At 35.5% G+C, this 11,602-nt stretch carries 12 protein-coding genes; 2 read left to right on the forward strand and 10 right to left on the reverse strand.

What is annotated here, in order from left to right; translation table 11 throughout:
* Positions 1-136: 136 nt before the first annotated feature.
* Both HCJ45_RS08620 and HCJ45_RS08625 read left to right on the forward strand, forming a co-directional pair.
* Entirely contained in the window at positions 137-796 is a 660-nt protein-coding gene (locus HCJ45_RS08620; protein WP_187124533.1) for a 5-bromo-4-chloroindolyl phosphate hydrolysis family protein, read from the forward strand.
* On the forward strand, positions 774-1,973 hold the full coding sequence (locus HCJ45_RS08625) for a toxic anion resistance protein (RefSeq protein WP_185345355.1): 1,200 nt from the start codon (positions 774-776) through the stop codon (positions 1,971-1,973). Before HCJ45_RS08620 ends, HCJ45_RS08625 begins: the two co-directional genes overlap by 23 nt.
* Positions 1,974-2,024: 51 nt before the next feature.
* On the opposite strand, the gene HCJ45_RS08630 is transcribed toward HCJ45_RS08625, so the two are convergent.
* The 10 genes from HCJ45_RS08630 to HCJ45_RS08675 form a co-directional block, all read right to left on the reverse strand.
* The gene (locus tag HCJ45_RS08630; protein ID WP_187124534.1) at positions 2,025-2,768 is read right to left on the reverse strand and encodes a creatininase family protein; all 744 of its coding nucleotides are present in this window, start codon (positions 2,766-2,768) and stop codon (positions 2,025-2,027) included.
* A 12-nt stretch (positions 2,769-2,780) separates the two neighbouring features.
* Positions 2,781-3,380 (reverse strand): bifunctional 4-hydroxy-2-oxoglutarate aldolase/2-dehydro-3-deoxy-phosphogluconate aldolase, encoded by a 600-nt coding sequence (locus tag HCJ45_RS08635; protein WP_343068879.1) that lies wholly within the window; start codon positions 3,378-3,380, stop codon positions 2,781-2,783.
* Positions 3,381-3,403: 23 nt separating this feature from the next.
* Positions 3,404-4,321 (reverse strand): phosphotriesterase family protein, encoded by a 918-nt coding sequence (locus tag HCJ45_RS08640; RefSeq protein WP_187124536.1) that lies wholly within the window; start codon positions 4,319-4,321, stop codon positions 3,404-3,406.
* A gap of 23 nt (positions 4,322-4,344) precedes the next feature.
* Positions 4,345-5,613: a PTS ascorbate transporter subunit IIC gene (gene ulaA / locus HCJ45_RS08645; RefSeq protein ID WP_187124537.1), complete on the reverse strand. Its 1,269-nt coding sequence runs from the start codon at positions 5,611-5,613 to the stop codon at positions 4,345-4,347.
* A gap of 15 nt (positions 5,614-5,628) precedes the next feature.
* Positions 5,629-5,910 carry a PTS sugar transporter subunit IIB gene (locus tag HCJ45_RS08650; RefSeq protein WP_185345370.1) on the reverse strand — a complete coding sequence of 94 codons (282 nt, stop codon included), beginning with the start codon at positions 5,908-5,910 and terminating at the stop codon, positions 5,629-5,631.
* A 4-nt stretch (positions 5,911-5,914) separates the two neighbouring features.
* The gene (locus HCJ45_RS08655; protein WP_185345372.1) at positions 5,915-6,355 is read right to left on the reverse strand and encodes a PTS sugar transporter subunit IIA; all 441 of its coding nucleotides are present in this window, start codon (positions 6,353-6,355) and stop codon (positions 5,915-5,917) included.
* Positions 6,356-6,371: 16 nt separating this feature from the next.
* The gene (locus tag HCJ45_RS08660) at positions 6,372-7,121 is read right to left on the reverse strand and encodes a GntR family transcriptional regulator (protein WP_187124538.1); all 750 of its coding nucleotides are present in this window, start codon (positions 7,119-7,121) and stop codon (positions 6,372-6,374) included.
* A 188-nt stretch (positions 7,122-7,309) separates the two neighbouring features.
* Positions 7,310-8,380 (reverse strand): DNA polymerase IV, encoded by a 1,071-nt coding sequence (gene dinB / locus HCJ45_RS08665; protein WP_187124539.1) that lies wholly within the window; start codon positions 8,378-8,380, stop codon positions 7,310-7,312.
* A 194-nt stretch (positions 8,381-8,574) separates the two neighbouring features.
* On the reverse strand, positions 8,575-10,227 hold the full coding sequence (locus HCJ45_RS08670; RefSeq protein ID WP_187124540.1) for an aryl-sulfate sulfotransferase: 1,653 nt from the start codon (positions 10,225-10,227) through the stop codon (positions 8,575-8,577).
* Between the two features lie 116 nt (positions 10,228-10,343).
* The gene (locus HCJ45_RS08675) at positions 10,344-11,546 is read right to left on the reverse strand and encodes an MFS transporter (protein WP_185395471.1); all 1,203 of its coding nucleotides are present in this window, start codon (positions 11,544-11,546) and stop codon (positions 10,344-10,346) included.
* Positions 11,547-11,602 lie beyond the last annotated feature (56 nt).

Raw genomic sequence — 11,602 nt, forward strand, 5'->3', positions numbered from 1 at the left:
AAACCCTTCAACTTGCCTAGTTACGAGATACTAAATATACTTAACTAGTAGATTGCTTGCAGTATCATTTGTTTTTAGAAAAATATACCTAGAAAAGCGGACCTTTCAAACAGGTACTTAAAGGAGAAGATGTATAATGACCGTTTTTAAAAAAATATTAGCATTCACTGGTTCCATTTTACTTGTCATTATTTTGGGTGGTATTCTTACTTCCATTATCCAAAGTGGCTTGATAATTGCAGCAATCACAATAGCTGTTGCAGCTGTCCTATTTTTCTTTTCATCCAAAGCTGGGGATCGCGCACAAATGATTGCCACTGGGTTAACTAAAAAAGAATATAAATATATTCGCACCAACTTAGAAGAAGCTCGTGTGAAAATAATCCGCCTTCAAAAAATCATGACACAAAATAAGGCTCTCTATTCTTTCCAAGAGCGCAATAAAACACTTTTACTTACAAAACGGATTTACGGTATCGTAAAAGAAGAACCAAAGCGTTTTTATGAAGCAGAAGATTTCTTTTTCTCCCACCTTGATTCTTTGGTAGAGCTTACGGAAAAATATGCTTTCTTAGAAAAACAACCTGTCAAAGACAAAAAAATCTACCAAACACTTTCTGATACGCGCACACTTTTAAATGATTTAAGTCGTGTTATTGAAAAGGATTTATTTACGCTCTTAAATCAAGATGTAAACAACCTTGATTTCGAATTAGAAGTAGCTAAAAACTCCATTTCCAAACAGAAAAAGAAACTCGAAAGGGGTACAAAAGATGACCGAGAAAAAGCCAAGTGAAGAAACGAATGAATTAAAAGACTTAGTAATTGAAAAAGAATTTAACCAGACGTTAGATGATCTTCTTGCTAACCCTTTTGGAACGGATGGTGCATCTGCAGCAAGTATTGTTAATAACGAAACAGATGCAGCTCCTCGTTTAGTAGATATGCTAACGGAAACAAACAAAAAACAAGCACTCGAATTATCGAAACAAATAGAACCAGGTAACCAAGCTGCAATTCTTGGATACGGTGCGCCTGCTCAAGCTAAACTACATGACTTTTCGCATTCAATGCTTGCTCATGTGCAAAAACAAGATGTTGGTCCAATTGGAGATATTATTAGTGATTTAATGTATCGCCTACAAGAAGCAGATCCCGACGAATTAGCTGCTCGCAACAAAAATGTTTTCACAAAAATGTTCCACCGAGTAAAACAATCCATCAATGAAATTACTTCTAAATATCAAAAAATTGGTACCCAAATAGACCGCATCGCGTTGAAACTGGAACACTCCAAAAAGCGTTTAATAGAAGATAATTCTTTCTTAGAACAACTTTATGATAAAAATAAAGATTATTTCCAAGCACTTAATATTTATATTGCTGCTGGAGAATTGAAATTAGAAGAGATTAATACGAAAATGCTCCCAGAACTTCGCAAAAAAGCCGAGCAAACTGGGGACCAAATGGATTATCAAGAAGTAAATGACTTAACGCAATTTGCAGATCGACTTGATAAACGGGTGTATGATTTACGATTAAGTCGTCAAATTACCATCCAACAAGCTCCGCAAATCCGCTTAATTCAAAATACAAACCAAGCACTTGCAGAAAAAATCCAGTCATCCATTATGACTGCCATTCCATTATGGAAAAACCAAGTAGCCATAGCGCTTACCCTACTTCGTCAACAACAAGCTGTAGCAGCTCAACGTCAAGTTTCTGAAACAACTAATGAGCTGTTAAAACGAAATGCTGATATGTTAAAAACAAATGCTATCGAAACAGCACGCGAAAATGAAAGGGGTATTGTCGACATCGAAACCCTAAAAGAAACACAATCTAGCTTAATTGAAACCTTACAAGAAACGCTTAAAATCCAACAAGAAGGCCGTGCTAAACGTGCCGTAGCAGAAAAAGAACTTGTAACTATGGAACAAGAACTAAAAGAACGTTTACTTGAAATGAAATAATGAAACATTGCTAACGTAAAAACCACTCCTTTTTAAGAAGTGGTTTTTGTGTTATTTAGTGAAATATTCATAGCCTTCTAAAACAAGTTCTGCCATTTTATTAGCAAAAATCCGCTCCATTTCTTTACCCTTTTCTTCTGTAGCAAGACTTGCATCTCCGTATACCCCACTCTTACTCAAGTCTCCTAACGAAATAGTTGTTTTTCCATACAATACAGGTTTTTCTGGATACTCTTTTACTGCTTTATCCATTGTCACTAGTTCTTTTTTAGTTGCTAGCATAAGAGAAGTTTCAAACTCACATGCATGAATCATTCCATACCAAGGTTCTGACTCACAATTCGTTGCCATTACCTCTGAAAGTGACGGATAGAATAAATACAGGACAGGCATATCTAGTTCATCCGCTAATTCACGAACAGCATACTTCATAGAGCTATTATTCGAATCGTGTCCATTTATTAGTACAAGCATTTTTACGCCATATCTTGACACACTATGCGCTACATCTTTAATAATAGCTTCTACATGATGCTGCTGAATAGAGATTGTTCCTGGAATATCCCGCCACACCCATGAATACCCAAATGGCATAGTCGGAATAACTACTGCACCTGTTTTTTCAGAAACTAAGCTAGCAAGGTTTTCTGCTAAAAAAATATCTACCCCGAGTGGCAAATGATGTCCATGTTGTTCAGTCGCTCCAAGTGGTAAAATGGCTACAGGAAAATCCGCTAATGCTTGTTGTACCTCATCTCGCGTCATATTAATTATTTTTTTGGCTGATTGCGTCATTACTCATCCATCCTATCTTTGAAAAGCTTTTGCATTTGCTCTTATTTTGTCCAGCATTTCCCTTGTTGCCCCGCGAGGAACAAGTTCACTCCCAATAGCATAAGAGTCACACCCTGCTGCTGCGTATTCTTCCTTATTTCTCGCATTTACTCCACCAACTGCCATTAAATGGATATCTGGAAATGGTCCTCTTAAACTTTTAACGTAGGTTGGTCCAAGCTCTCCAGCTGGAAACAATTTAAAAATTTCGACGCCTAATTGTAACCCTTCAACAATTTCTCCCGGTGAAAAAACTCCTGGAAAAATGGCTATTCCTTGCCGTTTGCTTTCTTTAATTATATTTTTCTCAAAACCCGGTGTAATAATAAATGTCGCGCCTGCTTGTTGCACTTTTTTTATTTGTTCTAGATAGACAACGGTACCTGCTCCAAGTGTTAATTGTTCTTTTGAATAGTGTCGGCTTAATGCTTCTAGACACCCTAACCCCTTTGCTTCATTACTAAGCGAAACCTCAAGCTTTGTAATCCCCTCATCTATTAAAACTTCCACAATGGGAATGATATCCACTAGGTCCACATCACGAATTATGGCCATGATTTCATTTTTTTCGATGGTTATCAAACGTATCCCCTCCTTTAAAATTTTGCTAACCAATTAGCTGGGTTTTCATAAAAAATTGCGTTAATCTCTTTTTCACTAACACCCTCTTCTAATAATCTAGGAATAAATTTAGTTTTTATATAACGGAAACCTGGTCCTCCGCCATAAGCATGCAGATAACTTTTTCTCCCCATATCACCAGAAACAAGTAGTTTATCTCCAAAGCCATGTTCAAGCATATTTTTCACTAAATCAACCCGTGTGCTATCTGGATAATATTTTACTTTGCCACACCCATCAAATTGTACATAAGCACCTTTTTCAGCGAGTTTTAAATGATAGTATGGGTCGGCATTACGATCACTATGCCCAACTGCAACCAATTCTAAATTAACACCTTCTTCTTCTAAAATGGCTAACATCTCTTGTCCCATTGTTCCAGCTTCTGTATGCAACCAGATAGGCGCGCCGGTTTCTTTTTGTGCCCAAGCAACCGCACGAGTTACTTTTTCTTCTAAAGGATGAATCAAATTGTACCAAGAACCAGATTTTAAAATTCCTGCTCTAGCATCTGACCCATCCATTCCTTTTTCAATATCATGAATTAATCGATCGGTAATTTGTTGGATGGATTCTTCTCGTACCCAATCTGGAAAATAAATATGCTTATTAAATCCGGTTACACCTAAAACATTGACCCCCGACTCTTCGGACATGGATTTTAATTTATTCCCATCGCGGCCGTAATCAAGCGTCGAAGCATCTACTAATGTTTTTCCACCAATGGAATAAAATGTTTTTAATTCCTCTAAAGATGCAGCATAATTTGTTAACTCAAAATCACGATCTTTTTGAACTGGGGGTGGGCAACACCATAAATGTTCATGTGAATACGTAAACCCCAAGCTTTCTTTAGAAATATCACCAAGTACTGTTCTGATTTTCTTTTCCATTCTAATCCATCTCCTTTAATATTTTAAAGCGCAATACCAAACAATACTCCGATTAGGCGAATAATTACTATAACGATAATTGCATCTGTTGAGGCAAACCATAGCCCTTGAATACCATAACCGTCTAATCCTAAAATTGGGTAAGCAATTGCAACAATCATTTGGAAAACAAATCCAAGTAAAAAACCAGCAATAATCGCTCCACGTCTTCCTCCCATAGCATTACCAAATACTCCAGCTGCACCTCCCATAAAGAACAACCCAATTACTGAAGGTAGTACTACAACTGGCATCATTGTCGAAATCAATGTTGCTCCAAGTCCACCAACTACTGCACATAAAAAGCCAATCGTTGTTGCTGTTGGTGCAAATGAGTAAAAAATGGGTACATCTAGTGCAGGAATTGCTCCAGGAACAATTTTTTCGCTAATCCCTTTAAATGCTGGAACGAGCTCACCTAAAAACATTCGTACACCTTGAAGTAGTATTAATATTCCGACAACAAAAGTAAATGCTTGCAATATTGCGAATAATACATCGCTTTGTGTCCCTGCTAATTCTTTCATTACAGGCTCATCTACAAAGAAGGAAGTGAAAATGTAAATTACCGCCATCACAATTCCCATTAATACGGACATTTCCTTTAAAAAGTCTAATTTCTTTGGTACTTTTATATCTTCCGTAGATTTTGCTTTATTTCCAAATTTACCACCAATCCACCCTGTTGACCATACTAGTGAACTTCCCCAGAAACCAAATCCGACATTATCATTACCAGTTACTTTACGAACAAATGGTTGAGCTAAGGTAGGGAAGACAATGCTTGAAATCCCTTGAGCAATGGAACCGAATAGAATTATTTGCCAGCTGCTAAAGCCCATTTGATCAAATACGATTGCCATAGTAGCCGCAAATGAAAACATCATATGACCAGTTAAAAAGATATATTTCCATCTAGTCGTTCGAGCAAGAATAACATTAATAATAAAACCAAATACGAGAATTAAAGATGTTTCTGTTCCTAAAACTTGCTGTACTGCGGCAGCAATTGCATTATCTTCTGCAACCACCCCTTTTAATTGGAAGGCATTTTCAAACATTGTACTAAAAGGAATTAAACTCCCAACAATAATTGCTGATCCTTGTTGTAACATAATAAAGCCAAAAATAGTTTTAAGTGTTCCTTTGATAATATCCGAGCTTGTTTTTCGTAAAGCAATTAATCCAATGGCTGCGATGATTCCTAATATAAATGCTGGTGTAGATAAAATTTCTGTGATGAAAGTGAGCATCGTAATCCTCCTTTTTTATGAAGCAAAATATAGTTTTATAATAGGTAACACTTTTTCTTCAATTTCTTTTTTATCAAGAATGTTGATAATCGGGATAACTTTTGCTGATTCACCTGCTAATTCTGCAGCTATTTCACTGGAAGCAACAATCGCATCGCAAGTCCTTCCTTTGGCACTACTTAAATCAGTGGCCTCTCCGTCTACTTTATAACCGTGTTTTTTCGCCATATCTTGAATTTCCATCAATAACATCAAACTTGTTCCAAAACCCATTCCACAAACTGTTAAAATTTCCATAAACTTAATCCTCCTTTTTAATGGTATGTAATATTTCAACTTTGTTATCACTTGTCATAAGCAGCTTTAATTTTTCTTCATTTGTTAAAACTCTGCTTAATGCTTGTAACATTTTAATATGGAAATTTGTATCCACGCCACCGATAGCAATGACTAATTTAACATCATCGTTTTCTGGATGACCAAACTTAAGGGGATTTTTTAAGCGAACAATTGACATACATTGTTTAGTTACACCATGTTCTGGTCTAGCATGTGGGATTGCAATGTGCGGCGCGAGTACAATGTAGGGTCCAAGTGTTTGATAACTTTCAACCATCGCATCCACATAGCTAGGTAAAGCGCTTTCACTTTTTACTAAGAGATGTCCAGCAGCTCTTATGGCTTCTACTGGGCTATCAACTTCAATATCCAACTCCATTTGTTCTAAAGTAATTGGCAACATCCTTTTTCCTCCTTTATTAAATAATATGTTTTTTTGTACGACCTTCAAGTTCGGCTAAATATTGATAACGATCTCCACGTGCTACCATATCAACAACTTCAGTTGGGATGTTCCCTTTCATATAGGAAGTACGTCGAACATGTAAAACAGCGGAATCTTCCGGAATTACTAGCAAAGCAGATTCGATTGGGTTAGATAATCTTGCAGTAATAATTTCATCTGCATGTACTAAACTTATATTGTAAATTTTTTCCAAATCATAGTAGAGAGAATCAGATCTTAATCCTGTTTCAATTAGACCAGGAACATATTTCGCGCGCAGATAATTAATCATGATGGCAACTGGTTCTCCGTCAATTTCTCGTACACGTCGAATGCATACCACTTGCTCATTTTTATCTAGTTGTAATGCAGCACGAATTTTCTTAGAAGGTGGCACAATCGAAATTTCTGTACTAATTGTTTTAGATTCTTTATGTTGTATCTTCATTTCTTCTGACCAACTAAAAATCCTTCCAAGCCCTTGCGTGGTCTTCGTTTGGCTTACAAAGGTCCCTTTTCCCTGTTGTTTATTTACGATTCCTTCATTTACTAGTTCTTCTATCGCTTTTCGAACGGTCATTCTACTAACTTGATACATCTTTTCAATTTCTGTTTCTGTTAAAAGTAAATCTCCTACAGACATATCTTGTTCGATTTTTTCTTGAAGTTCATTTTTTAATTGTACGTAAAGCGGTGTAGAAGCTGATTTGTTTAATTTTTTCATATAAGTTTCATTCCTCTCGAAAGGTTGTCTTTTGATTCATTATAACATTCATAATAAAATTTTCAATAAACATTATAACCTTTCGTTGGTTTCAGTGTATAACATCATGATGAATTAGTCAATATTTTTTTAAAGATTATAATGTATTAAATAAAAAAACAGAAAAGTGACTGCTTCACTTCTCTGTTTTATAGCCCTTCCAAGCGTAAGTTCTCGAAGTAAACTGGCTTGAGATTCGTTACGGTTAGACCGATCAAACGAATGCTTTCTTTGCCAGTATAGCTTTCTCTAAGTAGTAATGCTGCTGTTTGATAAATTTGCTGGGCGTCTTGAATATATTCATTTAAAGTTAATCGTTTTGTTATGGTTGTAAAATCACTATATCGTAATTTTAGTACTACCGTTTTACCATGCTTTTGTAGTTTCATCAGTCTTTCTTCTACTTTTTTAGCAAAAATCATTAAATTTTGTTCTAAAATGCGTTCATCTAAAACATTAAATTCAAAAGTTGTTTCTTTTCCTACAGATTTTCGGTCACGATGCGGATTTACAACATTATTAGAACGTCCTCGAACGTGACGATACAAATGATAGCCTTGCTTATGCAACTCACGGATTAAGTCCCATTCACTCCATTGTTTCAAGTCGAAACCTGTTTCAATGCCTAACCGATGAAGTTTTTCTGCTGTAACTTTACCAACTCCATAAAATTTAGTTACAGGAATTTTTTCTAAAAAAGCTTCTGCCTCACTAGGAGAAACGACCGTAATTCCTGCAGGTTTTTGATAGTCGGATGCGATTTTAGCAATAAATTTATTAAATGAAACGCCTGCTGATGCTGTTAATCCTAATTCACGATAAATTGTTCGTTGAATATCTTGAGCTATAAGTGTAGCGGATTTTATTCCTTTTTTATTTTCAGTTACGTCAAGATAAGCCTCATCCAGTGATAACGGCTCAATAATATCTGTGTATCTGGAAAATATTTCTCGAATTTGACTTGAAACTTCGACATAATGCTTCATATTGCCATGAATGAAAATACCATTAGGGCAAAGTTTTACTGCTTGTCGAGTAGGCATAGCAGAATGTACTCCGAATTTTCGTGCTTCATAAGAACAAGTGGATACTACGCCTCGTTTGTTTGGATCACCACCAATAATTAGTGGCTTTCCACGAAACTCTGGATGATCGCGTTGTTCTACAGATGCATAAAAAGCGTCCATATCAATATGAATAATTTTTCTACTTGTATCCATAACTGCACCTCTTTCTAGCAAAAACGAACAAGCGTTCTTATTGTAATTATAAACGTATTCTTTATTAATTACAAGTATAAAATCTTTGTTTTTTAACTTTTTAAGGCTTACTTCAAGCAGTGTTTAGTGAGGTTTCTTTACATAGAAAAACACTCTAACCATTAACTTGGTAGAATGTTTTTCTAATCAGCGCATTATTCATCTTGCGTTAATTTAAACGTATAGCTTGCCGGATATAAACTAAATCTTTCTGCACGATATGCCCAAGCTGATGTTGGGAAATCGGTGAGGTTCATTTTGAAAACAACAGTTCCTTTTTGGTTTACTTCTATTATGCTACTTTCTTTTCCATCCTTACGATGACCAAAGTTAATCAAATAATTACCTGTTGTCTCCATATATCGCGATCCACCAACAATTTCTGTCCAATATGCTTCACCCAACGATTCTCCATAAGAAAAGACTATTTCAACTTTTTTCGTTTTCTCATTGATACGATACTGCACGGCTTCACTATATTGACCAGATGCTTCTTTGTCTCCTCGTGTAACGACTACATTATTATCATAGAGCAAAATATCTACTGTTGTTGAATTATCGTCTTGGTCAGGTAAAATTTCTACTGCGTGTTGACCTGCGGGGTATTTAAAATCTGTCCCAGTTGAATCAAGTAAATATTTTTTATAAGCATCTGGCCAACCTGTTTTATCAGAAAGAATCCATTTGATTGCCGTTGTTTCGTAATCGAGTTTCATTACAGTGTCTTGATTTCGACTGGAAATAACAATGCTATCATCACTCTCGTCATACCAAATGGCGTTTTGATGGAACCAATCTACTTTCCCATCAGAACGAGCTTTATAATTTTTGTAAAATTTTTCCGGTAAAATATCCTTTAAATCAATTTCTTTTATGACTTCCCCAGTTTGACGATCAATTTCAATCATTGTATCTTCCATGTATTTAGTATCATCATTTATTGTTAAAAGTAAGTTTCCTGAGGGTAATTCTATTGCATCATGATGAATTGCGGACTTGGAGGAAGAACCTGATTGTTCACTTTCAGCTTCTGTGGTCATTGAATACGCATGATATATTTTCCCTAAATAATCAGTTTCTAAAAGCAGTGAATATGTATCATCCGCATTGTCATACTTTGTTAAATACAATAAATGTCCATTTTCAAGTTCTTTAAAAACATGACTATTGTATTTTGTCGAATACCAGCGTACATCACCATTTGAATCTACACCATAGGCATATTTAGTACTTGGTGTTATAAAAGTTAGTTGATTACCCGTTTGTTCCATTTGTGTAGTATCACTCGTGGTGACATCTATTTTTGGCATCTCGTCAGGTAGCTTATTCGTTTGGATTGTAATAGTTTTTTCCGTTTTTTTCCCGGTTTGTGTTACAGCCGTGATTTTCACTTGATTTGCCTTATTCGGATAAAGCCCTAAAACAGCTATTTCATGTTGAGTCGTATAGTCTGAATTGACCTCTGACTGAATAGTAGTGGCAGCATTTTCCCCTTCCACCTCCACAGTTATTTTCATTTTTTCCTCTGTATTAAAAAGAAGCATAGCTGTTAGCGGGCTTGTTCCATATGGATTTAACTTTATAAAGGGATTTTCCAGTGTACTACCTTCACTATCTTTTTTTAGCTGTTTTTCTATTTTTGTTTGTTCATCAACAAGCTCTGTATCTAGCATATAGTAATTTTGCTTAGAAGTTTCTGATTTATTCTGGTAGAAAAAGTAGCCAAGTCCAGTAGCGAGAAAAAGCACTAGAATGAAACCTGTGATGCATATAATTTTTGGGATTTTTCGTTTTAATTTAATTGACATAAGGAAACTCCTTTCACATTACAGCCTAGTTTAACAAGAAAGTTTGAAAAAACTATGAACGTAATGCGAAAAAAGTATATTATTTTTCCTTACTTGTAAAACCGGATTTACCTTTATTATTGAATTTCTATTTGGCGTTTTTTAATGGCTAATACAATTACTCCTGAAATTACTAAAGTTGCCGCTAAGAATAAGAAGGCAGATTGATAAGAATTGGTAGCATCAACTAAATCGCCAATAATCATTGGTGCAAAAAAGCCACCTAAGACTCCACCAGAATTAATTGCCGCATATTTTGTTGCGATATGACTTTGTTTAAATAATTTGTGTGGTAACCCCATCAATGTTGTAAAGGCCATAATTAGGAAAATATTACATAAGCACAAACAAATAACAGAAAGTGCTAACTGATCAAATAAATACACTCCATAGACGGAAAATGCGCCTAACAAGCAGAAAATAAAAATCACTATTTTTTCTTTTCCTTCAAAAAAGCGACTAATAAAGTAACCACCAAGAATACCTGCAATTAAAATACAAATACCTGCTAAAGAACTAATATAACTAACTTGGCTAATGGCAAGACCTCTTGCTTCGTTCAAATATGAAGCTAGCCAACTTGTTAAGCCATAATTTGCCGCATTGATAAATAGAGAAGATAGTAGTAAAATCCAAAGCTGTTTATCTTTCAAAAGCTCAGAAAACGGTACTTTTATTTTTGTTTTTTGACTTTCTGCTTCTGTGTTGCTAGATTTTGGAACAACTGCTAAAATCAATAAACCAATTAATACTACCATGGCTCCCATGACATAATACGTGTTTCTCCATCCCATTGAGAGTAGCAAAGGTGCTATTAATAATGGACCAATAAATGCTGCAAATCCTGATGAAGCAAGCATCGCGGACTGAGCAAAGCCACGTTTATTTAACGGAATGTTTAGCGAGATATAGTTACTAATCGATGGCGGATATCCAGCATGACCTAGAGCCCCTGATAAAAAACGTACAACTACTAAAAAAAGTAAAGAGTAGCCGAATCCAAAGATTGCTAGGAAAAGCCCTACAATAATAATTGATATACCAAGTACTGGTCGCGCTCCAATCTTATTGTTTAAATACCCCATTGGAATTTGGAAAATCGTGTACCCCAAAAAGAATGCACTTAAAATTAGCCCTTTCTGACTAGGATCAAAACCTAAATCCTGAGAAACTGATACCAGAGAAATACCAATAGTATACTTATCAACATACACACTGGTGTAGCCTAAAAATAGCACAAGTAAAACCATTAGCGAACGTTTTTCCTTTACCTGATTCATTTGAGTTAACCCCTTTTGTATTTTGAATAGTTGCATGTTCCTAAAAATATTTTATT

The sequence above is a fragment of the Listeria immobilis genome (assembly GCF_014322845.1).
Taxonomy (GTDB): Bacteria; Bacillota; Bacilli; order Lactobacillales; family Listeriaceae; genus Listeria; species Listeria immobilis.